At 63.5% G+C, this 25,240-nt stretch carries 20 protein-coding genes; 12 read left to right on the top strand and 8 right to left on the bottom strand.

Annotated features, from left to right (window positions below; translation table 11 throughout):
- Positions 1–25: 25 nt before the first annotated feature.
- The gene (locus O1W68_RS01200) at positions 26–892 is read left to right on the top strand and encodes an Fpg/Nei family DNA glycosylase (RefSeq protein ID WP_269301077.1); all 867 of its coding nucleotides are present in this window, start codon (positions 26–28) and stop codon (positions 890–892) included.
- On the opposite strand, the gene O1W68_RS01195 is transcribed toward O1W68_RS01200, so the two are convergent.
- The gene (locus O1W68_RS01195) at positions 885–2,438 is read right to left on the bottom strand and encodes a carboxylesterase/lipase family protein (RefSeq protein ID WP_269301076.1); all 1,554 of its coding nucleotides are present in this window, start codon (positions 2,436–2,438) and stop codon (positions 885–887) included. The two genes, O1W68_RS01200 and O1W68_RS01195, sit on opposite strands and share 8 nt — an antisense overlap.
- Before the next feature lie 54 nt (positions 2,439–2,492).
- Here O1W68_RS01195 and O1W68_RS01190 point away from each other — a divergent pair, with 54 nt between their 5' ends.
- From O1W68_RS01190 to O1W68_RS01170, 5 genes are read left to right on the top strand one after another with little or no spacing between them, the layout of a single operon-like run.
- Positions 2,493–3,059, top strand: a complete 567-nt coding sequence (locus O1W68_RS01190) for a molybdenum cofactor biosysynthesis protein (RefSeq protein ID WP_269301075.1) — start codon at positions 2,493–2,495, stop codon at positions 3,057–3,059.
- A gap of 60 nt (positions 3,060–3,119) precedes the next feature.
- Positions 3,120–4,313 carry a CaiB/BaiF CoA transferase family protein gene (locus O1W68_RS01185; protein ID WP_269301074.1) on the top strand — a complete coding sequence of 398 codons (1,194 nt, stop codon included), beginning with the start codon at positions 3,120–3,122 and terminating at the stop codon, positions 4,311–4,313.
- Entirely contained in the window at positions 4,313–5,248 is a 936-nt protein-coding gene (locus tag O1W68_RS01180) for a hydroxymethylglutaryl-CoA lyase (protein ID WP_269301073.1), read from the top strand. Before O1W68_RS01185 ends, O1W68_RS01180 begins: the two co-directional genes overlap by 1 nt.
- The gene (locus O1W68_RS01175) at positions 5,245–6,225 is read left to right on the top strand and encodes a 2-hydroxyacid dehydrogenase (protein ID WP_269301072.1); all 981 of its coding nucleotides are present in this window, start codon (positions 5,245–5,247) and stop codon (positions 6,223–6,225) included. Before O1W68_RS01180 ends, O1W68_RS01175 begins: the two co-directional genes overlap by 4 nt.
- Positions 6,226–6,275: 50 nt before the next feature.
- The gene (locus O1W68_RS01170) at positions 6,276–7,679 is read left to right on the top strand and encodes an APC family permease (RefSeq protein WP_269301071.1); all 1,404 of its coding nucleotides are present in this window, start codon (positions 6,276–6,278) and stop codon (positions 7,677–7,679) included.
- 3 nt (positions 7,680–7,682) lie between these two features.
- Here O1W68_RS01170 and O1W68_RS01165 read toward each other — a convergent pair whose 3' ends face one another.
- The gene (locus O1W68_RS01165) at positions 7,683–9,119 is read right to left on the bottom strand and encodes a dihydrolipoyl dehydrogenase family protein (protein ID WP_269301070.1); all 1,437 of its coding nucleotides are present in this window, start codon (positions 9,117–9,119) and stop codon (positions 7,683–7,685) included.
- A 29-nt stretch (positions 9,120–9,148) separates the two neighbouring features.
- On the opposite strand from O1W68_RS01165, the gene O1W68_RS01160 reads away from it, so the two are divergent.
- Positions 9,149–9,910 (top strand): SDR family oxidoreductase, encoded by a 762-nt coding sequence (locus O1W68_RS01160; RefSeq protein WP_269301069.1) that lies wholly within the window; start codon positions 9,149–9,151, stop codon positions 9,908–9,910.
- A gap of 70 nt (positions 9,911–9,980) precedes the next feature.
- Here the strand turns inward: O1W68_RS01160 and O1W68_RS01155 are convergent, their stop codons facing one another.
- A complete protein-coding gene (locus O1W68_RS01155; protein ID WP_269301068.1) occupies positions 9,981–11,204 on the bottom strand; it encodes a hypothetical protein in 1,224 nt (407 codons plus the stop codon).
- Positions 11,201–11,965: a crotonase/enoyl-CoA hydratase family protein gene (locus tag O1W68_RS01150; protein ID WP_269301067.1), complete on the bottom strand. Its 765-nt coding sequence runs from the start codon at positions 11,963–11,965 to the stop codon at positions 11,201–11,203. The genes O1W68_RS01155 and O1W68_RS01150 overlap by 4 nt, the downstream gene beginning before the upstream one ends.
- A gap of 60 nt (positions 11,966–12,025) precedes the next feature.
- Between O1W68_RS01150 and O1W68_RS01145 the strand changes: the two genes are divergently transcribed.
- Together O1W68_RS01145 and O1W68_RS01140 are read left to right on the top strand one after the other, a co-directional pair.
- Positions 12,026–12,637, top strand: a complete 612-nt coding sequence (locus tag O1W68_RS01145) for a TetR/AcrR family transcriptional regulator (RefSeq protein WP_269301066.1) — start codon at positions 12,026–12,028, stop codon at positions 12,635–12,637.
- Entirely contained in the window at positions 12,627–14,258 is a 1,632-nt protein-coding gene (locus O1W68_RS01140) for an acyl-CoA dehydrogenase family protein (RefSeq protein ID WP_269301065.1), read from the top strand. Before O1W68_RS01145 ends, O1W68_RS01140 begins: the two co-directional genes overlap by 11 nt.
- 141 nt (positions 14,259–14,399) lie before the next feature.
- Here O1W68_RS01140 and O1W68_RS01135 read toward each other — a convergent pair whose 3' ends face one another.
- Both O1W68_RS01135 and pgi read right to left on the bottom strand, forming a co-directional pair.
- Positions 14,400–15,347: a hypothetical protein gene (locus O1W68_RS01135; RefSeq protein WP_269301064.1), complete on the bottom strand. Its 948-nt coding sequence runs from the start codon at positions 15,345–15,347 to the stop codon at positions 14,400–14,402.
- Positions 15,348–15,581: 234 nt separating this feature from the next.
- A complete protein-coding gene (pgi, locus tag O1W68_RS01130) occupies positions 15,582–17,231 on the bottom strand; it encodes a glucose-6-phosphate isomerase (protein WP_269301063.1) in 1,650 nt (549 codons plus the stop codon).
- Positions 17,232–17,311: 80 nt separating this feature from the next.
- Between pgi and O1W68_RS01125 the strand changes: the two genes are divergently transcribed.
- Positions 17,312–18,763, top strand: a complete 1,452-nt coding sequence (locus tag O1W68_RS01125; protein WP_269301062.1) for an NAD-dependent succinate-semialdehyde dehydrogenase — start codon at positions 17,312–17,314, stop codon at positions 18,761–18,763.
- 67 nt (positions 18,764–18,830) lie between these two features.
- Here O1W68_RS01125 and O1W68_RS01120 read toward each other — a convergent pair whose 3' ends face one another.
- On the bottom strand, positions 18,831–19,229 hold the full coding sequence (locus O1W68_RS01120; protein ID WP_269301061.1) for a chorismate mutase: 399 nt from the start codon (positions 19,227–19,229) through the stop codon (positions 18,831–18,833).
- 225 nt (positions 19,230–19,454) lie between these two features.
- On the opposite strand from O1W68_RS01120, the gene O1W68_RS01115 reads away from it, so the two are divergent.
- Positions 19,455–21,929 carry a UvrD-helicase domain-containing protein gene (locus tag O1W68_RS01115; RefSeq protein WP_269301060.1) on the top strand — a complete coding sequence of 825 codons (2,475 nt, stop codon included), beginning with the start codon at positions 19,455–19,457 and terminating at the stop codon, positions 21,927–21,929.
- Between the two features lie 84 nt (positions 21,930–22,013).
- On the opposite strand, the gene O1W68_RS01110 is transcribed toward O1W68_RS01115, so the two are convergent.
- The gene (locus tag O1W68_RS01110) at positions 22,014–23,039 is read right to left on the bottom strand and encodes a M23 family metallopeptidase (RefSeq protein WP_269301059.1); all 1,026 of its coding nucleotides are present in this window, start codon (positions 23,037–23,039) and stop codon (positions 22,014–22,016) included.
- 245 nt (positions 23,040–23,284) lie between these two features.
- Here O1W68_RS01110 and O1W68_RS01105 point away from each other — a divergent pair, with 245 nt between their 5' ends.
- Positions 23,285–25,123 carry a hypothetical protein gene (locus tag O1W68_RS01105; protein WP_269301058.1) on the top strand — a complete coding sequence of 613 codons (1,839 nt, stop codon included), beginning with the start codon at positions 23,285–23,287 and terminating at the stop codon, positions 25,121–25,123.
- Positions 25,124–25,240 lie beyond the last annotated feature (117 nt).

The following is a 25,240-nucleotide window of genomic DNA, read 5'->3' as shown; positions in this document are numbered from 1 at the left end:
AACAGTGTAGGCGCATACTGGATCAATGCCTGAGCTGCCCGAGGTGGAAGCGCTCGCCGGGTTCCTGCGCGCACACGCGTTAGGGGCCGTCATCGGCCGGATCGACATTGCCGCACTGAGCGTCCTCAAGACATTCGATCCGCCCGTCACCGATCTGCAGGGGCGTGATGTCACCGATGTCCTCCGGTTCGGCAAACACCTTGGGTTGCAGGCAGGCGACCTGTGGTTGATCACGCATCTCTCGCGTGGTGGCTGGCTGCGCTGGGCAGACAAGCCGAGTGCCGCGCCGCCGAGGCCGGGCAAAGGCCCGCTCGCGCTACGAGTGCACTTCTTCACTCTCGAAGGGCTGACGCCTGCGATCGACTTGACCGAGGCAGGCACCAAGAAACGCATGGCAGTGTGGGTTGTCCACGATCCGCGCGAGGTCCCGGGCATCGCCCGCCTCGGTCCCGACGCGATGGACGTGACCGAACCGGAGTTCGCCGACATTCTCGGCCGCACTACCGCGCGTCTGAAGACGGCCCTGGTAGATCAGTCGCTCATCGCCGGGATCGGAAACGCATATTCCGACGAGATCCTGCATGTGGCGAAGCTGTCCCCGTTCGCCTCGGCCGGCAAACTCGACGCCGAAGCAGTGTCGGTGCTGTACCGGTCGATGCGAGAGGTTCTCGCCGACGCCGTGGCCCGCTCCGAAGGGCAGGACGCCGCACGACTGAAGGGCGAGAAGCGGTCCGGAATGGCTGTGCATGCCCGGACTGGTTTGCCGTGTCCGGCGTGCGGCGACCCGGTTCGCGAAGTGTCCTACGCCGAGCGATCGTTCCAGTACTGCGCGACATGTCAGACGGGCGGCAAGATTCTTGCCGACCGTCGGATGTCGCGACTTCTCAAGTAGCGGCGCTGAACGGTTCGGTCATCTGGCTGGCGTATCCGCGGTAGCCCTCCCATGCGAGCCGACGGTCGCGTCGGGGATCGCGCTGCACGCGTGTGCGGACGTCGAAGATCATCGTTTCGCGAGTGGCCTCGGAGTATTTGGGCCATGACTCCTTCGGTGCGCCGGTGGTTGCGAAGTGCAGCCACTGCGACTGCACTTGCTCGGTGACGGCAGCCCAGGCCGAGCGGCCTCCCGGAATCGTCATCAACTTTCCGACCATCGTGTCGTTGAGTCCGAACACCGCGGACATCTCGAATCCGTGCGTCGCGTCGAGCCCGAGCCAACGCATGACTCTCGGCGCGTAGTCGAAGCGGTAGCTGTAGGTCGATGCGTACTTCGAATGTGCTTCGGCAACCTCCAACGAAGGCTTCCAGAAGGTGAAGTCCCCGCCTAGGTCGATCGCGGCGTCGGCGTCGGGATAGCTGGGGTAGCCTTCGGTGACTGCAGCTTTCGCCGCCGGATCGGTAAGGGTGAACAGCTTGTCGATGCGTTCGGGGTTCGTCGGCAGTGCATCGAGGATCTTGGGAAACAGTGTCGCCTCGCGGCTGTTCGTGCCGATGATCAGCGGTACTCGGTGTGCAGTGCCCTCGGCATAGGCCTCGAGCGGATTGCACGGCAGAAAATCTCCGTCGACTACCGGACCGAACGGGTGGAGGCCGGGGGTTCGTTCGAAAACTGCCTTGGCGAGCCGGTTTCCGGCACGGCCGAACTGGGAGACGTCGGCCGTGTCCAGTGTGTGCGCAGCATGCGCGGCATCACCGCCGAGATGACCTAGGAACTCCTTCGCCCACGAGGTCGCACGCTCGTGCGTCGCGACGAGACCCGGCGCCGAACTCTCCGAAATAGCCTGCCTGAAAAGTCCTTTGGCGGCCGGTGTCGCGAGAAGGGTGGTGACGGCGTTAGCGCCCGCCGATTCACCGAAGACCGTCACATTGTCGGGATCACCGCCGAACCGACCGATGTTGCGCTGGACCCATTCGAGCGCAGCCACCTGATCGCGCAATCCGAGGTTCGAGTCGAACTGCCGCTCAGGCGTCGAGAACTGGGTCATATCCAAGTAGCCGAGGGCCCCGAGCCGGTAGTTGATCGACACATAGACGATGCCGTCGCTCTCCCGTAGCGACCGGCGTACCAACGAGCCGCCGACGTACAACGGCGTCGCTGAGCTACCAAGGGTATAAGCACCGCCGTGAATGAACACCATGACCGGCCGCGGCTTTGCGCTCGCTGCAGCGGGGGCCAGCACATTGAGGTTGAGGCAATCCTCGCTTACCGGCTGGTACTTGTTGATGGAGAGCCTGGTGTATGCCTTGTTCTGCACAGACGCGTCGCCCCACTCGGTCGCGTCTCGGACGCCCTCCCACGCGACGGTCGGCTGCGGCGCGCGCAGGCGCAGTAGTCCGACGGGCGGCGCCGCGTACGGGATGCCGCGCCACGTCAGCAGTTCTCCCAGCGACTTGCCTTGGATGACGCCGTCCACCGTGGTCACTCTGGTATTCGCTGACATGCACCGAGTGTACAAACGTAACGTTACCGAGGGGTAGGAGTGGAGAATAGGGGAATGGTTTTCCACTACCACGCCGAGATCGTGCAACTTCTGGTATCTCCTGCCCATGCGTACTTCGGTCGTTCGAAGGACGGCCCGGCGGCGGACGTGTCCACCGAGCTGGTCGACCGTGTCGAGATCGTTGCGAACAAGGGCATTCGAGGGGATCGCTTCTTCGGGGTGAAAGCGCACACCGAGGCCGCGGTGACGTTTCTTGCAGCGGAAGCGTGGGAGGCGGCCGGTGACGTGCTCGGCACGGACATGCCCGATCCCTCCGTGGCCAGGCGCAACGTGGTGATACGCGGCATCGAACTCGATCCGCTGCGTGGCATCGAATTCGAACTCGATTCGGGCGAAGGCAGGGTTGCATTCCGCGGAGGTAGGCCCGCACATCCGTGTTCATGGATGGATTCGATGGTGATCGACGGCGCCCGGAAAGCATTGATCGGCCGCGGTGGCCTGCGGACCGAACCGCTGAACGACGGGGTTCTGCGTGTGGGTCCGGTGACCCTGCACTCCCCGGTGGAATTGGATGCGGCAAAGGCGTCGGCGCAGGTGAAACGAGCCCAACCCCTGCGATAGATTCCTTGGGGAGTCATCTGCGGACCCGCACGTGAATTCGCGTTCGACGAAAGGGAGAACATGTTGCCGCTCAGTGGTGTTCGCGTCCTCGAGCTCGGAAACTACATTGCGGCACCCACCGCGGCCAGGATGTTGGCCGACTTCGGGGCCGAGGTCATCAAGGTCGAGCGCCCTGGGACGGGCGACGAGCTCCGCAACTGGCGGCTCTACTCGGGAACAACCTCGATGCTCTATCGGACGATCAACAGGAACAAGAAGTCGATTGTGCTCGACCTTCGCACCGAGCAGGGGCGTCGGGACGTCATCGACTTGGCGGAGAAATGCGACATCGTGTTGGAGAACTTTCGGCCGGGCACGCTCGAGAAGTGGGGGCTCTCGCCCGAAGTGCTCAGTGCGAAGAATCCCGACTTGATCATTACCCGCATTTCGGCGTTCGGGCAGACCGGTCCGATGTCCGATCGCCCAGGTTTTGCGGCAGTCGCCGAGGCATACGGCGGATTCCGGAATCTTGTGGGCGACGCCGATCGGCCGCCGGTCCGCGTCGGAGTCTCCATCGGTGACTCCATCGCCGGGCTGTACGCGGCGTTCGGGTGCGTCATGGCGCTGTTTCAGCGACAGAATGCGAAGTCGGCGTTGTCGTTGTCTGAGCGTTCCATCGACGTCGCTCTCAACGAATCGATCCTGTCAATGATGGAATCGCTCATTCCCGACTACCTCGCCTACGGCGTCGAGCGTGGGCGAGTCGGCGGCCGGATGGAAGGCATAGCGCCGTCGAATGCGTACCCCTGCAACGACGGTCATTCGATCATCATCGCGGGCAACGGAGATGCGATCTTTGCGCGCTACATGGCGACGATCGACCGCCCCGACCTCGGCGCTGATCCGGAGCTGTCCTCGAATGCCGGCCGTTGGAGCAGGCGCGATGAGTTGGATGCAGCTATCTCGGCCTGGACCGGCCTGCATTCGCGCGAGGACGCATTGAGGATTCTCGACGAAGCAGGCGTACCGTCCGGTCCGATCTACACGGCAGCGGACGTCGTCGCCGACGAGCAGTACAAGGCGCGTAACATGATTCAGCACTTCGAGGTGGACATCGGTGAAGCGGAACCGGCCGAGGTGGGATTCGTCGGAATCGTGCCCGTGATCGGTGAGAAATCGATTCCGATCCGCTCGGTCGGTCCGGACCTCGGCGAGCACACCAGAGAGGTGCTCTCGACACTTCTCGGTAGGACCGAAGAAGAGATGGGACTCTGATGTATCAGTTCGCTCCATCGGCGCAGCTGCGCGATGTCACGATGCGAGATGGGCTCCAGCTCACCGGCAAGATGCTCTCCACCGAACGGAAGCTGGAGGTGATCCGGCAGCTGCTCGCTCTCGGAGTGCCAGAGCTCGAGATCGGGTCGTTGGCGCGCAGCGACAAGGTGCCACCCATGGCCAACACACTCGAGGTGGTGGCCGAGCTCACCGCCGAGGAACTTGATACCTGCTGGGTATGGGTCGCTACTGCGCGCCACGTCGAGAAGGCCGCGGCAGCCGGAGCCCGCAACTTTCAATACTGCTTCTCGGCGTCGGACGCGCACAACGAAGCGAATATCGGACGCAGCACCGAGGTCTCACTGGCGGCGATGCCGGACGCGATCGAAATCGCGCGATCGGTCGGCGGGCAAATCGAGCTGTGCATCGCCACTTCCTTCACCTGTCCGTTCGACGGGCCGATATCGGAGGATCGAGTGCTCGATATCGCCCGCGACGAGCGAACCGACGGCGCAACGGACATCGTCATCTGCGACACCCTGGGTCAAGCAGTGCCCGCCCAGGTTGGTTCGCTGATTTCGCGCGTCGTTGCAGAGACCCCGCAGCGGCGCATCGTCTTTCACGGGCACGACACGTGGGGTCTCGGGGTCGCGAACACGCTCGCCGCTATCTCCGCGGGAGCCACGCTTGTCGACGGCTCTCTCGGAGGGCTGGGCGGTTGCCCGTTCGCTCCCGGTGCCAGCGGTAACACCTCGAGTGAGGACATACTGTTCGCGACCAGACCGGACTGGCTGACTCCCGCTACCCTGGCAGTCATGGTGGAGATATCTGAACAGCTGTTGATCGACCTCGGAGAACCCATGCGTTCCAAGACGGTTCAGGGTGCGCGGTCGCGTCAGCCCGGTCGTGCTCCCGCGTTCGAGTGGGTCGTATGAGAAAAATCTTGGTCACAGCGCCTATTCCCGCGCCTGGGATGGACATTCTCGCTGCGGCAGGCGAGGTGGAGCTGCTCGCCCTCGACCACGACGGGCTGGCCGAACGCTGTGCCTCGGGCGAATACAGCGTCGTGGTGTCACAGTTGCGTGATCGGTTCGACCGCGAGCTACTTGCCTCGGCGAACATCTCCGGCATCTCCAACTACGCGGTCGGGTACGACAACATCGACGTTGCAGCGGCAACGGAGCACGGTATCACCGTCGCCAATACCCCTGGGGTGCTGACGAATTCGACAGCGGACATTGCGCTACTTCTGATGCTGTCGACTGCCAGGCGTGTGATCGAGGCCGATAACTTCGTTCGATCCGGCGCATTCACCGGATGGGAGCCCGAGCTGATGCTCGGCACCGACGTGTCCGGGCGGGTGCTCGGTCTCGCAGGCTTCGGCCGCATCGCGCGCGCTACCGCCCGTCGGGCCCTCGGATTCGGCATGACGGTCCAGTTCTGTCCGCGCCCGCCGTCCGACCGTGAGGTGACCGACGGCGAACTGGGAGAGTTCGCCGGCCGCGTCCAGCACGTATCGTGGGACGAGCTGGTGACGACGAGTGACTTTCTGTCGCTGCATGTTCCGCTCACCGCCGACACCCATCACCTCGTCGATGCGTCGACGCTGCGGGCGATGAAGAGCTCGTCGATTCTGATCAACACTGCCCGCGGTCCGGTGGTCGACGAGGTTGCACTGGTTACTGCTCTGCGCGAAGGCGTCATCGGTGGCGCGGGACTCGACGTGTACGAGAACGAACCGAGGCTGGCACCCGGTCTTGCCGGATTGCCCAATGTAGTACTCCTACCGCATGTCGGAAGTGCCACGGTATCGGTGCGATCGGAGATGGCGCGGCTCTGTGCCGAGAATGCGGCGGCGATGGCCAACGGCGCCCCACCTCCGCACCCGGTGAATTCTCCAGTCCCGATGTGATCGAGGAAAAAGGGGCGTAGCTTCTTACCTTCACAGAAGTTCGGAGACGCATGAACGACCGACGCACACTCACCACCGGGCGCGTGGTGTTCCTCGTCGTCGCAGCAGCAGCACCGATGGCTGCCATGATCGGCAATGTCCCCTTGGCGCTCATCCGAGGCAACGGGGTGGGGCTGCCTGCCGCATTCGCAGTCAGCGGCATTGTGCTGCTGTGTTTCTCGGTCGGGTTCGCGGCGATGAGCCAGCAAGTGGTCAACACGGGCGCCTTCTATACCTACGTCGGGCTTGCGCTCGGTAAACCGCCGGGTGTCGCAGCTGCGTACGTCGCGGTGCTCGCGTACACCTCGCTCGCATGCGGACTGGCCGCGGCATTCGGATACTTCACCCACCTCGTGGTCCTCGACTCCGGTCTCGACGTTCCTTGGTGGGCCTTCACCGCCGTAGCCGTCGCCATCGTCGCCTGTCTCGGGTTTCGTAACGCCGATCTGTCTGCGAAGGTGCTTGGCACGTTGATGGTCGCGGAATTCGCGTTCCTGACGGTGTTCGACGTTCTCGTTCTCGGAGAGAAGGGTACGGCTGCCCTCCCTCTCGAATCGTTTGCTCCCGCACAGATATTCTCCGGATCGATCGGCATAGCGATGATGTTCGCATTCTCCAGCTTCATCGGATTCGAGTCCGCCGCACTGTACGGGGAAGAGACGAAAGATCCTCGACGCAGCATTCCTCGCGCGACGTATATCGCCGTCGCGACCATCGCGGTGTTCTATGTGCTGACCAGTTGGATCATCGTCGGTGCCGCCGGAGGTCTCGACGCGCCGGCGATGGCACAGACCGAACTCGGGAATCTGCTGTTCGCCTTGGCCCAGGAATACGGTGGAACGATCCTCTACGACGGCACCGCAGTGTTGCTGTGCACCAGCGTTCTCGCGTCGTATCTGGCAGTGCACAATGCCGCGAGCCGGTATCTGTTCGCACTCGGTCGTGAACGAGTGCTACCGGAGGTTCTCGGGCGGTTCCATGCAGTGCATTTCAGCCCGCACGTCGGCAGCGTGACCGTAACGGCCGTCAGTACATTCGTACTCCTCGCATTCGCAGTCGTGGGAGCCGATCCCTATCTGGTGGTGGCAGCGGGCGCAATCGGTCTCGGCACATTGGGAATCATCGCGTTACAGGCGGCGGCCGCATTATCGGTCGTGGTTTTCTTCTGGACGCGTCCGGACCGGTCGATGGTGCGCACGGTCGTCGCTCCGGGAATCGGGTTCGTCGGCTTGGCGACGGGATTGATTCTGGCTGGAACCCATTACAGCACTTTGACCGGATCCGATTCCATGGTCGTCAACGCCATCCCGATTGTCCTGATCCTTGCCGCGATCGCCGGGATCTTTGTCGCGCTGAGAATCCGGCGTCGAGACGCGGAGGCCTATGCAGGTATTGCGGCCGCATCCTTGCGCTGACGGCTACTCGCGGCGCGATTCGAGCAACCGGAGCCACACCTCACTGACGGTCGGGTATGACGGGACCGCATGCCACAGGTCGTCCAGCGTCACCTTGCCGACAACGGCAACCGTTGCCGCATGGACCAATTCGGCCACTCCTGCCCCGACGAAGGTTGCGCCGACGATCACGTCGGCAGCCTTGTCGACCACCAGCTGTGCATGACCGGAATAGTCGTCCTGCTGCAGCGAAGACCCGGCGACGGCGATGTCCACCCCCAGAATCTCGACGTCGATGCCAGCCTCTCGGGCTTGCTTCTCGGTCTGCCCGACCGAAGCGACCTCGAGCGCAGTGAAGACCACCTGAGGTATCTGCCCGTGGTCAGCGGTAGCAGCAAACCTCTTGCCGTGCAACGGTTTACCTTCGGCTCGCGCAGCGATGACATCACCGGCAATCCTGGCTTGATACTTGCCCATATGCGTCAGCGGGGCGCGCCCATTGAGATCCCCGGCGGCGTACAGCCACTCGGTGCCTGCCACGGACAAGTGGTCATCGGTGTCGACGTACTTGCCATCCGCCATCCCGACGACGGAGAGCCCGAGGTCTCCACTTGCCGGGCGACGCCCCGCCGCGACGAGAATCTCGTCCGCGGCGATTATCTCGCCGTCGACTGTCAATTCGACTACTCCGCCGTGGATCTTGCCGACACCGGTGGCCCGCGCATCGGGACGCGACACGCTCGTCAACTCCGCATCGAAGCGAATCTTCGCGCCTCGCGCACGAAGTGCGTCGGCCACGAGGTCACTGGCAAACGGCTCGCCGGACGCAAGCAGGGCCGACCCGCGGACGATCATGGTCACCTCGGCGCCGAAGGACAGTAACCACGTAGCGCTCTCGCATGCCACGACACCGCCACCGATGATGGCAACTCGGGAGGGAACCTCGTGCATGTTGGTTGCGTCGCGAGATATCCACGGCAACGCGTCGCGCAGCCCTGGGGTGTTCGGGACCGATGCCGTAGTTCCCGTCGCGAGAACCACAGCGTGTCGGGCCGTGAGCGTGCGACCACCGACGTCGACCGTCTTGGTGCCGGTAAGCCGGCCGCTTCCGCGGACGATGGAGATCCCGGAGGATTCGGCCCACTCCACCTGGGAGGAATCGTCGAGAGAATGAGTGAAAGATTCCCGACGCGCCAGCACGGCCTCCACGTCGAGTGATCGGTCACCGATCGATTCGCGGACGCCCGGCATGTTTCGGGCGGTGTCGAAGACCTCGCCTGAACGCAGCAACGCTTTGCTCGGCATGCAGGCCCAATACGAGCATTCACCCCCGACGAGTTCGTGCTCGACGATGACTGCGGTGCGATCGCTGCCGGCGATGGCATAACTTGCCGCGTTCTCGCCGACGGGCCCGCCGCCGATCACGATGACATCGAATTCGTCAGTGCTCTTTTCGGTCATCACACCAGCGTGGCATAGGGTCGGCGGTCATGACAGGGAAGACGAGGAAGAAGATCCTGATCACCGGTGCCAGTTCGGGGCTCGGGGAGGAGATGGCCCGGCGGTTCGCAGCCACCGGCAGAGATCTCGCACTGTGCGCGCGCCGAGTCGACAGACTGGACGCGTTGCGCGAGGAACTCATCACCGCCAACCCCGGAATCAACGTTGCCGTCCGTGCACTCGACGTCACCGATCACGAGGCCGTCGTCCGCGTATTCGGCGAGCTGAAGGACGAACTTTCAGGTCTCGACCGCGTCATCGTCAATGCCGGTCTCGGTAAAGGCGCGAAAATCGGATCCGGGCGCGCGGACGCCAACCTCGCAACCGCACGCACCAACTTCGTCGGTGCGCTATCGCAGGCCGAGGCCGCACTCGAAATATTTCGCGCACAGAAGCACGGTCATCTCGTACTCGTCTCGTCCATCAGCGCGGACCGCGGTCTTCCCGGCGCGAAAGCCGTGTACTCGGCAAGCAAAGCCGGAGTTGCCGCCCTCGGTGAAGCGTTGGCCACCGAACTCGCCAAGACGGACATCGTCGTCACGACGCTACTGCCCGGATTCATTGCCACGGACATGTCCTCGAAGGCCGGCGACAACTCCTCTCTGACAGCAACTCTCGACGAGGGTGTCAGTGCGATGGTCGACGCTATCGAGAAAGAAACACGTCGCGCTGCGTTGCCAGGACTCAAGTGGCAGGGCATCGATATCGCTCTGCGTTTCCTGCCGAACAAAATTTCCAACCGGTTGGTGTGACCTACTACAGGTAGTGCTCGACCTGCTCGGCAGTGTTCACTTCTATCGGTTCACTTCTATAGGTTCACTTCTATCGCCACGATCGGGCAGTGAGTTGCCGATGCGTCAACACCGCCCGCGCGTGGTCGGCCAAAGTCTCCGAGGACGGAATCAACGCTGGATCGGTGCCGACGAGCGACAACGTCGACGTCCCGTCCAGCGTCGAGAGATAAGCGGACAGGATCGTGGTGGTGCGCGCAGACCCGGAATGAGGGTGGAGCGCCCGCGTCGCCAGGGTGCTCGCGCGATGGCTGCCGATGGCACCGACCGAATCGGGTAGGTCACCGATGTTGGAACACAGGGCCGCCGCGTGCCCCGGCGCCGAGGTGAGCGCCGCTGCAGCCCGCTCGGGCAGGAGCTGAACCATTTCGGCTGGGAATCCGCTCGGAGCGCCCGCGGGGGTGGTGAACGCACGCTTACAGGCGTTCTTGATCTCCGCGAGTGAATCGGTGCGCGAGATACGAACCGTGGCCATTCCGATTCCATTGGCGCCCGGTGTGTTCGAGCGGAACGGGACATTGATCGACACCGGTTCGTGCTGCCCGAGCGACACCATGATCTCGGTGACGACGGAGATGAACTCCGAATTGTTCAGACGAGCCTCGATATCGAATACGGCAGTGGTGACGGACACTTCGTGCGGGCTCCCGTCGGACGAAGCTCGGATGTAGTCACGAAGTTCGCGACGGGCCAGCCGACTGAACAGCAGGCCGGCAAGGGCGACAGCCGCAGCTTTGAATACACGCCAGGCCAGTGCGGCGGCGTCGCAGACATCGGAGATCGGGCGCGCATGCGCTTCCGGCGGGACGATTCCGGTGAAAGCCATCCTCGCCGCCTCGATCAGACCCGCAGCATCGGCGACGACATGCGAGCACACCAATGACAGGACGGTGCCGCCTTCGTCGGTCGATCGTGCCGAGAGCCGCCAGCTTGGGCCGGCTTCCGGATCGAGGGCGCATTCACCCTGCACATCTGCCCAATCCAGCACCTCCGACGCGGCCAGGGGAGTGGTGTCGTACTCGAGCGGTAGTGCGTCGGAGCTCGGAGCCCAACGCCGTCGCGCACCGGGCACGGTCGGGGTGACGACCCGGCGCCCGAGTGGCCCCAACGAGAGGTTGGAGTGGATCGCCGCCAGCTCGACGTGATCGACGGCGTCCTCGCTGCACCACACTCCCTGGAGCACGATAGGAATGCCGAAGCCTCGATGGGTGCGCAGAAAGATGTCGTCTATGACGGAGAGCCGGGCTGATGTCACGGGTTCGGGACGCCGTGCCTTCCCGCACCCGACGCGAACTTTTCCGCACCAGCGAGGGCATCGGCGGCCATCGAGATGGCCCCGTGTCGGAATTCGTTGACGATGGCGTCTTCTTCGCTCTTACCGTCCTGCTCCAACAGTGACATCCGATCCTGACGAAGGCAGGTCTGCGGAAGTGTGCTGAGTTGCGCGGCGAGAGCTTCGGCTTCCACCCGTGCATGCCCCGTCGGGACCACTCTGTTTGCCAGGCCTATCGCGAGTGCTTCCTCCGCGTCGACGGCACGGCCGGTCAGGATGAGATCCATCGCGCGTGAGGCGCCGATCAGCCTCGGCAATCGCACGGTGCCGCCGTCGATGAGAGGTACGCCCCAACGTCGGCAAAAGACTCCGAATGTACTGTTCTGCTCGACAATTCGTAGGTCACACCACAGGGCCAGTTCCAGTCCGCCTGCGACGGCGAAGCCGGAGACCGCGGCGATGACCGGTTTCGACAACCGCATCCGCGTCGGGCCCATCGGGCCGTCGCCGTGCTCGGTGGCGTGATTCGATCTTTCGGTGCCCAGCGCTTTGAGGTCGGCCCCAGAGCAGAACGTGCCACCCTCGCCCCACAGCACCGCGACAGCCGCGTCTTCGTCGGCATCGAACTCCTCGAAGGCCGCGACGAGTTGGGCGGCGGTCGGTCCGTCCACCGCGTTGCGGGATTCCGGTCGTGACAGCACGATGGTGGTGACCGGTCCGGAGCGCACGATCGAAACTGACATATCTGAACCGTACTCGAGAGGGCTTGCGTGAAGCACTGAATCGGTGCTTCAATCCTTCACATGCCGTACCGCCGCACCACGGCCGTGCAAGCCAGACTCGATGCCGGACGCGCCACACTCTTCGCGTCCGCCATCGACGTGCTGTCCGCGCAGGGCTACAAGGGCCTGTCGATCGCCTCGGTCGCCGCCGCGGCCGGAGTATCCGCAGGCAGCGTATACACCCATTTCGATAGTAAATCCGACCTCGTCGTGGCGATATTTCGTGAAGTATGCAGTCGGGAGGTCGACGCCGTCGCGGAGGCAGGTTCCACCGGCACTGTCATCGAACGAGTCACTGCGATCGTCGAGACCTTCGCCGGCCGTGCCTTGAAAAACCGCACCATGGCCTACGCGCTGCTCGCAGAACCCGTCGATCGTGCAGTGGACGCCGAACGGCTCGTCTTCCGCAGGAGCTTCACCGACGCCATCGCCTGCGCAGTAGTGGCCGGTATCGCAGCGGGAGACATTCCGGAACAGAACGCCGACCTCGCGGCGGCGGGACTCGTCGGTGCCGTCGGCGAAGTCCTCGTCGGCCCACTCGGTCCGGATAGTTCGTCAGCAACAGAGCCCGACGTCGTACCAGATCTCGTTGCATTCGCCCTGCGCTCGTTAGGAGTTCGCCTTGACCGTTGAATTTCCCGTCACCCACACCGTGTTCAACCAGGTGCCCGATCTGGTGCCATACGACACCTCGGACGACGCGACCCTCCTCGAAGGACTCAGACGTGAGGGCGGAGAGTGGGCATCGCGCGAGCTTCGCGAACTCGGGGATCTCGCCGGCAGTGTCGAAGTGCAGGAATGGGGTCGGCTCGCAAACGAGAATCCTCCCATCCTGCGCACCCACGACCGCTACGGCAACCGCGTCGACGAGGTCGAGTTTCATCCGCACTGGCACGACCTGATGTCGGTCGCGGTGGCCAACGGACTGCACGCGACGCCATGGCGGTGCGATCGCTCGGGCGCCCACGTCGCCCGCGCCGCCAAGTTCTATGCCTGGGGTCAAGCCGAGGCAGGCCACATGTGTCCGATCTCCATGACCTACGCGGCGGTGCCTGCACTACGTCACAATCCAGCGCTGGCCGACATGTACGAACCTTTGCTCGCATCGACTCACTACGATTTCGGTCTTCGCGTTCCCACAACCAAGCGGGGGCTCATCGCCGGAATGTCGATGACCGAAAAACAAGGCGGGTCCGACGTCCGAGCCAACACCACCACGGCCGCTCCATCCTCCGACGGAACGTTCACAATCGTCGGACACAAATGGTTCACTTCCGCACCGATGTCCGATATGTTCCTCACATTGGCGCATGCACCGGGTGGACTGTCGTGTTTCTTGCTCCCTCGAGTACTGCCCGACGGAACCCGCAATCGAATAGTGCTCCAACGGTTGAAGGAAAAACTCGGCAACAAGTCCAATGCCTCGGGCGAACTCGAATACCAGGGCGCGACGGGGTGGCTCGTAGGCGAGGAAGGCCGCGGCGTCCAGACCATCATCGAGATGGTCAACATGACCCGACTCGACTGCGTCATCGGTTCGGCGTCCGGGATACGTAACGCAACCATCCGCGCGGTGCATCATGCCCGACACCGTTCCGCATTCGGAGTGCCGCTGATAGATCAGCCACTGATGCGCAATGTCCTGTCGGACTTGGTGATCGAATCGGAGGCGGCAACAGTGACCATGATGCGACTGGCTGGAGCCACCGATCGCAGCGCCAACGGTGATGCCGGTGAAGCCGAGTTGCGTCGAATCGCACTGGCCGTCAGCAAGTATTGGGTCTGCAAGCGTGCGCCCTCACATGCCGCCGAAGCTCTCGAATGCCTCGGCGGCAACGGTTACGTCGAAGAATCCGGGATGCCGCGGCTCTTTCGCGAATCGCCGCTGATGTCGATCTGGGAGGGCTCGGGCAACGTCGCAGCACTGGATTCGCTTCGTGCACTTGTCAAGCAGCCGGACAGCGTCGAAGCGTATTTCACCGAAGTGTCGTTGGCATCAGGATCGGACTCGCGCCTCGACGACGCCATCTCACGCGTCGGCAAAGAACTCTCGGACAGCTCCGACATCGAATACCGCGCTCGACGCGTCGTCGAACTCATGGCACTCGTCTTCCAAGGATCGTTGCTCGTCCGCCACGGTGATCCGGCCGTCGCCGACGCATTCTGTGCCAGCAGGCTCGGTGAGGATTGGGGCGGTGCATTCGGAACACTGCCCACCGGAGTGGATACTCGGGCGGTGTTGGCGCGGGTGTAGGGGCTGGTTGCTGGTTGCTGGGCCGGGTCGGCTGGTTGCTGGGCCGGGTCGGCTGGTTGCTGGGCCGGGTCGGCTGGTTGCTGGGCCGAATTTACTCCCCGAGTTGGGATTCGAACCCCCTGCAGGAGGTTCGGATCCCCACTAGGGGAGTCGATCCGACCGGTACGTACCAACAGGTGCGCCATTTGCTGCTGCCCGGCGAAAAGCGCCGCGCAGACGCGTGACCAGGACGTCGGGCTTCGACAGGTCCCGCCAGTCCCACCGAACGACGACCCACCCGAGGTCGTGCAGACGGTTTTGGCGGTTCTTTTCGTCGATGACGGCTCGCACAGAATCCGACTCGTATTTACCCTCACCGTCGAACTCGCCGATCACGCCATCGGGGAACAGAAAGTCCACCCTGCCCAGGAATCCCCCCGAGGTGTCGTAGACCCACTGGTTCAGCAAGGGCGTAGGCAAGCCGAGGTTGTGAAAGAGCAGTCGACTCCGTGATTCGCCGACGCTTTCGCTGCGGGAGGACATGAGACCGACCGCGTGGCGTGCACGGCCCACCCCCGTTCGTCCAGCGGCGTCGTCGATGGCTTCGGCCAACTCGAACGCGGTCGTCAGACCACTGTGCAGTGCCTGGTCACCGACACACACCGCTTGCTCGACGCCCTCGGTTCTCGTCAGGTCGATCACCGTCCGCGCAGGAACCGTCACCGGTACGCCGTCGATGATCATGCGATCGGAATCGGGCAGACGCGTCCCGTGCAGGGTTCGTCGTCTGCCGAGCTTGCTGGCGTAGCTTCGTCCGATCGTCAGAGCAGCTTTGTCGAGAGCGATGCCCCACACCGGCATACCGTGCAACACCGCTGCGGACACGTGACTGAGCACAGCGTCGTCTGCAGAGTCCAACAGCGCAGCTTTGGCGAGCAGGAGATGCTGCTCGGAGGAGTCAAAGGTTCGGTACACCGCTGATCGCACGAAGCAGCCACGACGAATCGACAACAGTGTCCGGTCGGCTCGACCGCGTCGTAGATCGTCGTCCGTGTAACCGGATGCAAGCGCGTCGGCACGGGTGAACATGCCCGGTTGATCGAAGTCCATACCCAGTTGGACGTGGATCGAGGCCGTTTGGATTCATCTCCGGACAATTTGCTCCCCGTATAGGGATTCGAACCCCCTGCAGGAGGTTCGAATCCCAAATAGGGGAGTAAATTGCACCCAGCCCCTGCACCCAGCCCCCCGGACCCAGCCCCCCGGACCCAGCGCCCCGGACCCAGCGCCCCCGGACCCAGCGCCCCCCGAGGACCCAGCGCCCCCCGAGGACCCAGCCCGACGCTACTGCGCCCGACCCCGCTGATCGCGGTACCACCGCACGAGGGCGTCGGTGGAGGAATCGCTCTGCGGCGCCGGGGCGTCGACGTCGGTGAGGACGGGGGTCAGTTCGAGCGCCTGGGTTTTGCCGAGTTCGACGCCCCACTGGTCGAAGGGGTCGACGCCCCATACGGCACCTTCGACGAACACCTGGTGCTCGTAGAGTGCGATGAGCTGACCCACTACGGACGGTGTCAGCTTCGGTGCGAGTATCGATGTCGTCGGCCGATTGCCGGGCATGACCTTGTGCGGTACGACGTCGGCCGCGGTGCCTTCGGCGGCGATCTCTTCGGCGGTCTTGCCGAAGGCGAGCACCTGGGTTTGCGCGAAGTAGTTACTCATCAGCAGGTCGTGCATGCTGCCGGTGCCGTCGCGGGTGGGGAGGTCGTCGGTGGGCTCGGCGAATCCGATGAAGTCGGCGGGCACCAGACGTGTTCCCTGGTGCAGCAATTGATAGAACGCGTGCTGCCCGTTGGTACCGGGCTCGCCCCAGAAGATCTCTCCGGTCGAGGTGGTGACGGGCGTGCCGTCGGCCTTGACGGATTTGCCGTTCGATTCCATCGTCAACTGTTGGAGGTAGGCGGGGAATCGTGAGAGGTCGTTCGAATACGGCAGTACTGCTCGGGTTTCCGAGCCGAAGAAGTTGGTGTACCAGAGCCCGATCAGTCCGAGGAGTACCGGCGCGTTCTGCGCGAGCGGGGTCGTACGAAAATGCTCGTCTATGCGGTGGAATCCGTCGAGGAATTCCCCGAACGCTTCCTTCCCGACGGCGGCCATCACGGCGAGGCCGATTGCCGAGTCGACCGAGTACCGACCGCCGACCCAGTCCCAGAACCCGAACATGTTGGCGGTGTCGATACCGAACTCGGCGACCCGTTCGGCATTGGTGGAGACGGCGACGAAGTGCTTGGCGACGGCGCCCTCGCCGAGGGTTGCCGTCAGCCAGCGGCGTGCGCCGGTGGCGTTGGTGAGGGTTTCGAGTGTCGAGAACGTCTTCGATGCGATCACGAACAAGGTGGTCGCCGGATCGAGGTCTGCGAGCGCGGCTACCAGGTCCGCAGGATCGACGTTGGAGACGAAACGCGCTTCGATGCCTGCGTCGGCGTAGTGGCGCAACGCGCGGTAGACCATGACGGGTCCGAGGTCGCTGCCGCCGATACCGATGTTGACGACGGTTCGGATTTTCTGGCCACTGGCCCCGGTCCACTCGCCCGAGCGAACGCGATCGGTGAATTCACCCATCCGTGTCAGTACTTCGTGCACGTCAGCGACGATGTTTTGGCCGTCGACCTCGAGGGTTGCGTCGGCGGGTAGCCGCAGCGCGGTGTGCAGGACGGCGCGGTCTTCCGAGGTGTTGATGTGCTTGCCCGCGAACATGGCGTCGCGATGGCCTTCGACGTCGGCTGCCCGTGCGAGCTCGACGAGCAGTGCGAGGGTCTCTCGATCGACGCGATGCTTGCTGTAGTCGATGTGTAGTTCACCGGCGTCGAGCGTGAACTCGCGGCCACGATCAGGATCGGCGGCGAACAGATCGCGCAGATGAGTGTCGCCGATGGAGTTGTGGTGTGCCGTCAGGTTCTTCCAGGCCTCGGTGCCCGTGATGTCGCCGCTCATATTTGCCAACCCTAATGTGCTCCGACGGGATGCGCGCGTCATCCCGTTTGCCGACGACTGCGCGAGGGCACACTCGGGGTATGGACCACAGCACCCTCATCGAATCCATTCCAGCGAAGTTGTGGATCGGCGGCCACGCGGTCGATGCCGAAAACGGCGCGACCTTCGACGTCAATGATCCAGCTACCGGCAGGCCGTTCACGAAAGTGGCCGACGCCAGTCCCGCCGATGCGCTCAGGGCTCTCGACGCGGCTGCGAATGCGCAGAGTTCCTGGGCAGCTACGGCGCCGAGGGAGCGTGGTGAGTTGCTGCGCGCTGCGTTCGAGAAACTCACCGAGCGCGCCGATGATGTCGCGACGCTGATGACTCTCGAAATGGGAAAGGCGTTTGCCGAGTCGCAGGCCGAGATCAAGTACGGAGCCGAGTTCTTTCGCTGGTTCAGCGAGGAAGCCGTCCGTATCGGCGGCCGGTATACGCAGGCCCCGGCAGGCAACGGCCGAATTATGGTCAGCAAGGCGCCCGTGGGGCCGGTCCTTGCGATCACGCCGTGGAACTTCCCACTCGCCATGGGCACGCGCAAGATCGGACCGGCTCTCGCTGCAGGATGCACGATCATCGTCAAGCCTGCCAGCGAGACACCGCTGACCATGCTCTTCCTTGCACAATTGTTCGCCGAGGTGGGACTGCCCGAGGGGGTTCTGTCGGTGGTGACGACGTCGAAGTCGAGCGCAGTCTCGGCCCCGCTGCTCGAAGATCCACGACTGCGCAAACTGACGTTCACCGGATCCACCGAGGTAGGTAAGAAGCTGATCGAGCAATCGGCTGGAGGCTTGCTCCGAACGTCGATGGAGCTGGGCGGAAACGCACCGTTCGTAGTCTTCGACGACGCGGATATCGACGCAGCCGTCGACGGCGCGATGCTCGCGAAACTACGCAATGGCGGCGAAGCCTGCACCGCAGCCAACCGTTTTCACGTGGCCAACAGTGTGCGAGAGGAATTCACCTCGAAACTGGTGGCACGGATGACGGATACGAAGCTCGGACCAGGCATCGACCCGTCGACGACTCTCGGCCCACTCATCAACGCGGACCAGCTGAGCAAGGTCGTGGAATTGGTCGATGATGCGGTCGCAGCAGGTGCGACGGTGGCGCTCGGTGGCGAGGCATCCGGCGGTGAGGGCTACTTCTACCCGGCGACCGTGCTGACGGACGTGCCGCCGACGGCTCGAATCCTGGCGGAAGAAGTGTTCGGACCGGTCGCGCCGATCGTGGGTTTCGACACCGAGCAGCAAGGCATCGACGCCGCGAATTCGACCGAGTTCGGCCTCGCCGCCTACATCTACACCGAGGATCTGGATCGGGCGCTTCGAGTTGCCGATGCGATCGAGAGCGGAATGGTCGGAGTCAACCGCGGAGTGATCTCGGACGCGGCTGCGCCGTTCGGTGGCGTCAAGGCCTCCGGGTTCGGGCGAGAAGGTGGAAGTGAGGGGATCGAGGAGTACTTGGAAACCAAGTACATAGCCCTTCCCTGAGAAGGCACTGCCCTGAGAAAGGACTCGTTGTGCACGGGAAGCCGTGCACAACGAGATTCTGGAGTCTTTACCGGCCGAGGCGTCCGCGACCGAGGCGGAGTAGCAGCATGGCGAGCGTGTGGCCTTCCTGGCCAAGGCTGCTGAAGCGGTCGAGCACCTTCATTTCGCGGCTGTGGACCATGCGCGGGCCACCCGAAGCCATCCGTGTTCGGCCGATCAACTGCGATACCTCGCTCCGGCGCTGAATAGCAGCCAGGATCTCGGCGTCCAGGCGATCGATTTCCTGCCTCAACTCATCGATCTCGGCTTCGGTGGTGGGCAACGCATTCTCGGAGTCGGTCTTCGTCGTGGATGCCATTTCTTCTCCTTGTGTCACATCATGGATCGTTACCGCGTCCGGCACCGTTACGTCTACGGAATCCGGGTGAATACCTGAATTGAACGAGCTGGGGTAGGTGCCTGACATGAAAGAACCCCGGGGCCCTCGTGGCGAGGGCCTCGGGGTGCAATCACTTACCGGCCGCCCTCGCATTCGGTCGTTCTCACGACACGAAAGATAGGACGCCGACGCACGGCTGTTTCGATCACCGATTCAGTTTGCCACTTGGATCGCTTCGTGGAAAGTCGGTTGATCGCGACAATGATGGCAGCGGTTCTGCTTGTCGGTGGGCGCCGGTAACCTGGGACAGCGATGAACATGAATCTTGTAGCTGTACCCGTTCCCGGTAGATCCAAGTCCGAAGCACTGCTGGAGGGTCTCAACACACAGCAGCGCGAGGCCGTCATGCACACCGGGTCGCCTCTCCTGATCGTTGCGGGCGCGGGTTCGGGCAAGACTGCAGTCCTGACGCGCCGCATCGCATATCTGCTGGCCGAGCGTGGTGTCACCCCGGGGCAGGTGCTTGCCATCACGTTCACCAACAAGGCCGCAGCCGAGATGCGCGAGCGAGTCGTCGGACTCGTCGGGCCGCGAGCGAACAACATGTGGGTATCGACGTTCCACTCGAGTTGCGTCCGGATACTACGTAGCCAGGCGTCCTTGTTGCCGGGGTTGAACTCCAACTTCTCGATCTACGACGCCGACGATTCTCGTCGCCTGCTGACGATGATCTCGAAGGATCTGCAGATCGACACGAAAAAGTTTTCGGCGCGTCTGCTCTCCACGTCGATCTCCAATCTCAAGAACGAGCTGATCAGCCCGGACGATGCAGCGTCGGATGCGGAGAAGGAGTCTGTCGAGCTGCCCAAGCTCATCGCTCGGGTGTACGGCCATTATCAGCAGCGTCTGCGCGCTGCAAATGCGATGGACTTCGACGATTTGATCGGCGAGACGGTCGGGATGCTGCAAGCGTTTCCTCAGGTCGCGGAGTACTACCGGAGGCGATTCAGGCACGTTCTCGTCGACGAGTACCAGGACACCAACCACGCCCAGTACATGCTGGTTCGAGAATTGGTCGGCACTCCGGACGCCGACGGCGCGCTGGAGGGCACCATCGAGCCGGGTGAGCTGTGTGTCGTGGGTGATGCGGATCAGTCGATCTATGCGTTCCGAGGGGCCACTATTCGCAACATCGTGGAGTTCGAGCGCGACTACCCCGACGCGCGCACGATCCTGCTCGAGCAGAACTACCGTTCGACACAGAACATTCTCTCGGCCGCCAACTCGGTCATCTCCCGCAATACCGGCCGACGCGACAAGAAGCTGTGGACGGACACAGGTGAGGGTGAACTGATAGTCGGTTATGTAGCCGACAACGAGCACGACGAGGCGTCGTTCGTCGCATCGGAGATCGATCGACTCGTGGACAACCACGATGTGCGCTACGACGAGGTGGCGGTCTTCTATCGCACCAACAATTCCTCGCGAGCACTCGAAGAAATCTTCATTCGGCTCGGATTGCCCTACAAGGTCGTCGGCGGTGTGCGCTTCTACGAGCGCAAAGAAGTCCGCGACATGGTGGCGTACTTACGCGTGCTGTCCAACGAGGACGACACCGTGAGCATGCGTCGTATCCTGAACACTCCGCGCAGAGGAATCGGTGACCGGGCCGAGGCATGTGTCGCAGTGCATGCCGAGCAACGGGACATGAGCTTCTCGCGGGCACTGCGAGATGCAGCCGACGGGCGCGTCGCATTACTGAACAGTCGGTCTCAGAAACTCATCGGCCAGTTTCTCGAACTGCTCGACGAACTTCGCGCGGTTCTCACGACGACGGACGGTGATGGTAACGACGTCGTCGACATCGGCGACGTCGTCGAGGCAGTTCTCGACAGGACCGGATATCGGGCGGAACTCGAGGGGAGTAGCGATCCTCAGGATGGTGCCCGCCTCGACAATCTCAACGAACTGGTCAGTGTGGCAAGGGAATTCACCTCCGAGGCGCGAAATCTTGCCGCGGTCGCGGCCGAACTCGACGCCGAGGGCGTCACCGAAACGGTGCCCGACGGCGAGGCGGATCCGGAGGAGGGACTACCGGAACCTGGTTCGCTCGGGGCATTCCTCGAACGAGTGTCGTTGGTAGCCGACACCGATCAGATTCCAGACTCCGGTACCGGTGTCGTCACGTTGATGACATTGCACACGGCCAAGGGGCTGGAGTTTCCTGTGGTCTTCGTGACCGGCTGGGAGGACGGGCAGTTCCCGCATATGCGCGCGCTCGGAGACCCGAACGAGCTGTCGGAGGAACGGCGTCTTGCCTACGTGGGAATCACCCGGGCTCGCCACCGGCTATACGTAACCCGCGCGGTCATGCGCTCGGCATGGGGGCAGCCGATCAACAACCCGGAATCACGCTTTCTGCAGGAGATTCCGCAGGAGCTGATCAAATGGAAGCGTGAGGACCCGGGTGTCGGCGGTGGACGCTCCATCGGCGGTGGGCGCACAAGACAGGGCAGTTACGGCGGCGGGGGATTCGGCGGTGGAAGTTTTGGGGGTGGAAGTTTTGGGGGCGGGGCTTCGAGTACACCGAGTTTCGGTTCCGCTCGTGCGCGCAACAACACGTTGGTGTTGGCCGTAGGCGACCGCGTCAACCACGATAAGTACGGCCTCGGAACCGTCCTCGAGTCGACTGGGAGCGGAACCTCCGCGATGGTTCTCGTCGACTTCGGCACATCCGGACGAGTGAAGATGATGCTTATCGGTGGGGTGCCGATGACCAAGCTCTGATTGGAGTCCACCGCCAGCTACACACGTTCACGAAAGGGCGTGTGAGCTGGGGGGAATGCCTGTGCGCGGGCAGAGAAGGTGGCGCTAGTCCCTTTCGGGGCCGAGGCCGATGCCGCGTGAGGCCAACCAGGGGAGCGGGTCGATCTTGTTCTCGCCGGGCAAGTGGACCTCGAAGTGAAGGTGCGGGCCGGTGGAGAAACCGCGGTTGCCCATGGTGGCAATTTGATCGCCGGCCATGACCTGCTGTCCGACCGACACGGTTGCCGTGTCGATATGGCCGTACACGGTGACGGTGCCATCTGCGTGCTGTACGCGAACCCACATTCCGAAGCCGGAAGCAGGACCTGCATCGATGACCTTGCCGTCGGCAACCGAGACGATCGGCGTTCCGATGGCGTTGGCGATATCGACACCGGCGTGAAGGGTGCCCCAGCGGGCCCCGAAGTTGGAGGTGTAGGTTCCGACGGCCGGTAGGACGAACAGCGGGCGTCGGGCAGCGGCTTCGCGTGCGGCGCGCTCTTCGCTGAAACGCTGGCCTTTTGCCAACAAATTGCTGAACTGGCTCAGGTCTACCGGGTTGGCGACGTTGAGTATCTGAGGCGCGTGAGAGGCTGCTGTGCTCTTGGTGTCGGCGGCGAACTGGGCTGCCTGCGGAACTGCCGTTGCGGCAATGCCGGGTGCGGCGGGCGCAGAACCTGCAGCCAGAGCGACTTCTTCGGAAGTGGCGGCGGCAGGCGCGTGATCGATAACGGCCTGTCCCGCGGCGACGATAGCCCCGGCAGCAACAGCGAGAACGGCTGCCCGACCCTTGAGTGCGGTGGGCGGCGTGGGGATGCGGTGCGATCCACCGCGGCGGGGTACTTCCAAGATCGGTGTAACGGATTCGGTGCCCGCGGCGCTATCGATGTCGACGGAGCTGTGCAGCTCGGCATCGTGGTAGCTCTCGGCGGGGCCGTAGTTGCTGGCGAAATAGTCGTAGGTCGGCGTTTCGAAGTCGGCGGCCTCGGTTCCCCAGCTGGTATCGGTCGAGTACACGGTAGGTGCACTTTCGGTCACAGCGGCCGGGGTGACGAACTTGCTGGTGGTGAAGGACGCGCGGTGCTGCGACAAAACCTTCGACCTCCGTTTCGTGATCTGCTCGTTACTTAAGACTCCGCAGACGGTAACGAAACGATCGCGAGGCGCGCAAGTTTTTGGCTCAGACTGGGCCGATATGTGACATGCCTCACATTGTGAACAGGGGAAATGTCCCCCCGGCGATCAACCCCGCTCGGTTACAACTACCCGAATGCGCGTTATCGAAACGCGGCCCGCGGAGTCGATGTAAATCTGCGCCGGCAGATAACGTCGCTGTCGTGGCACCTATCTCCGAGACCGACCAGTCCGCTCAGGTACTCCCTCGACGGATCGAGCCCGACCGCGACGACGACAAGAGCGCGTTCGCGCCAGCAGTTCTTGCAGCGTCCGCGACTGTGGTTGCCGCGCTGTGCGGCGTCGTAGCGCTGTCGTTCGAGTCAGTTGTCACGCAGGATTCGGTCACCGCAGCTAACGGAGAGGCGATCGGCGCGGGCGTCACTGTTGCGGAGCTCATTGCGCTTGCGCCGGTGGTCCTGGTGTCTTTGATGGCAGTGCTCGGTGTGATTGCGCGCCGCGCTGCGCTCACCGGCGCTGTGACGGCCGGTTACGGGGCGGTGTCGGCCGGTCTGGCCGTCCTCGATGTCGGACTCCTGATCGATCCGATCGATTCGAATCGTCTGGAACTGTTTCGTCCCATCACTGCCGCTGCGCTCCAACCAGGCGCCGGTGCCTATCTGATTCTTGCCGCACATGTCCTAGCGGCGCTGGGCGGGTTGTTCGGCTTGGTTGCGGTGAGCCGAGCCTCCATGTCCGACGGATACGGACACTCCACTCACGCGGACATGACCAACCGGGCCTCGGCAATCCGAATCGGCGGGTGGTTGTCCGTACTTGCCGTCGCCGCTGCCGCTGTTGCGGCGGGATCGATGTTCGCGTCGCCCTACTACTCTTCCGACGCCATCGTGCTGGTTTCCGTTGCGATCGACTCCCCGATGACGACGTCGGTGGGGTCGGGAATCGTTGCCCTGGCCGTACTGATCGTGGTGGCGGCTGTGCTTGCGTCGATTTCCCCTAACGTCGCGGCCGGCGCTTCCGTAGGCGCAGGACTCGGCATGCTCGGCGTCACGGGCTCGCGAGTGGTGGCTGGTGCGTCGAGTGGGCCGGGGGTCGACGCGGCGCCCGGATCGTGGGTCGGCGTCATTGCGTCGGCCGTGCTCGTGGTCGTAGGAATTGTGCTCGTCCCGGTGTCCAAGCTCCGGGAGCGACGTGGCGTCTCTGCCGAAGTTCGACGCGCCACGCCCGTGGACTCGACGTCGGCAACAAACCGTTGGCATGTCGTTGCCGGAGTTGTGGGTGTCGCGACAGGTGTCCTCATCGTCACCGGCGCCCTCTTGCCGACCCTCACCGTTCCGGATGGGCTTCCGGCTCCGACGATCCTGGCCACGAGGGTCGCCGCGGTAGCGGGGTTCATAGTGGTCCTGGCGTCCATCCCGATGTTCTTTTCGGTATTGGCGGCAACAGTCCGTCCCGCGCTCGGTGTCCTGACGGCTGCCGCCGTGATGGGTGCATCCGGCGTTTTGCAGTCGGTTGTCCTGGCCGCCGATATCGACGGCATTGCCCTCGGCGTCGGCGGCATCGCGACGGCACTGGGCACTGTCGGCGCAGTGTTGTGTGGCGGATGTGTGCTTCTCGCCGGCAGCGCTGAGCGCGAGGACGTCGACACCTCGGACATGCGCGTCGACGTCAGGCTCGGATCAGCGGCATGGCTCGGAGCGCTGCTGTCGGTGGCAGGCCTGGCGCTGCCGCTCTACCGTGGCACGGACGTCACTGCAGCGTGGTTCGGTACTTTTCCCTGGGGATGGGACGTCTGGGGACAGGCATTTCTCGCTGTGACCATCGTGGTCTCCGCCGTCGTTGCGTCACGGTCGAGGCCTGCGCGCGGCACTGCACTTCTTGTGGGCTGCGTGATCGCGATGATCATCTATTTGCTCGGGTGGCCGCTGACCAAGACACGCGCTCTCGAGCCCGTGATCGGTCCCGGAGTGATCGTCGGGGCGCTCGGAGCGCTCACTCTTGCTGTGGCCGCGCTACTTTCGGCTCGTAGCCGTCTACGGTGAGGCGTAGGACACATGGCACCTGCCGGTGAGATAGACCACATACCATCCATGCGCCCGATGCGCCCGTGGACTACCTGGATAAAGTCGATGCTCAGACCCGCTCACACCCTGGAGCGG

Source organism: Rhodococcus sp. H36-A4 (assembly GCF_027158005.1).
Classification (GTDB): domain Bacteria; phylum Actinomycetota; class Actinomycetes; order Mycobacteriales; family Mycobacteriaceae; genus Rhodococcoides.
The sequence above is the reverse complement of the archived record's forward strand: the minus strand, read 5'-3'. Positions and strand labels throughout refer to the sequence as shown.

Excerpts from the sequence above, each read along its gene's own strand:
- O1W68_RS01200 (WP_269301077.1), top strand. The coding sequence starts at position 26 with ATGCCTGAGCTGCCCGAGGTGGAAGCGCTCGCCGGGTTCCTGCGCGCA.
- O1W68_RS01195 (WP_269301076.1), bottom strand. The coding sequence starts at position 2,438 with ATGTCAGCGAATACCAGAGTGACCACGGTGGACGGCGTCATCCAAGGC.
- O1W68_RS01190 (WP_269301075.1), top strand. The coding sequence starts at position 2,493 with ATGGTTTTCCACTACCACGCCGAGATCGTGCAACTTCTGGTATCTCCT.
- O1W68_RS01185 (WP_269301074.1), top strand. The coding sequence starts at position 3,120 with ATGTTGCCGCTCAGTGGTGTTCGCGTCCTCGAGCTCGGAAACTACATT.
- O1W68_RS01180 (WP_269301073.1), top strand. The coding sequence starts at position 4,313 with ATGTATCAGTTCGCTCCATCGGCGCAGCTGCGCGATGTCACGATGCGA.
- O1W68_RS01175 (WP_269301072.1), top strand. The coding sequence starts at position 5,245 with ATGAGAAAAATCTTGGTCACAGCGCCTATTCCCGCGCCTGGGATGGAC.
- O1W68_RS01170 (WP_269301071.1), top strand. The coding sequence starts at position 6,276 with ATGAACGACCGACGCACACTCACCACCGGGCGCGTGGTGTTCCTCGTC.
- O1W68_RS01165 (WP_269301070.1), bottom strand. The coding sequence starts at position 9,119 with ATGACCGAAAAGAGCACTGACGAATTCGATGTCATCGTGATCGGCGGC.
- O1W68_RS01160 (WP_269301069.1), top strand. The coding sequence starts at position 9,149 with ATGACAGGGAAGACGAGGAAGAAGATCCTGATCACCGGTGCCAGTTCG.
- O1W68_RS01150 (WP_269301067.1), bottom strand. The coding sequence starts at position 11,965 with ATGTCAGTTTCGATCGTGCGCTCCGGACCGGTCACCACCATCGTGCTG.
- O1W68_RS01145 (WP_269301066.1), top strand. The coding sequence starts at position 12,026 with ATGCCGTACCGCCGCACCACGGCCGTGCAAGCCAGACTCGATGCCGGA.
- O1W68_RS01135 (WP_269301064.1), bottom strand. The coding sequence starts at position 15,347 with ATGGACTTCGATCAACCGGGCATGTTCACCCGTGCCGACGCGCTTGCA.
- pgi (WP_269301063.1), bottom strand. The coding sequence starts at position 17,231 with ATGAGCGGCGACATCACGGGCACCGAGGCCTGGAAGAACCTGACGGCA.
- O1W68_RS01125 (WP_269301062.1), top strand. The coding sequence starts at position 17,312 with ATGGACCACAGCACCCTCATCGAATCCATTCCAGCGAAGTTGTGGATC.
- O1W68_RS01120 (WP_269301061.1), bottom strand. The coding sequence starts at position 19,229 with ATGTCAGGCACCTACCCCAGCTCGTTCAATTCAGGTATTCACCCGGAT.
- O1W68_RS01115 (WP_269301060.1), top strand. The coding sequence starts at position 19,455 with ATGAACATGAATCTTGTAGCTGTACCCGTTCCCGGTAGATCCAAGTCC.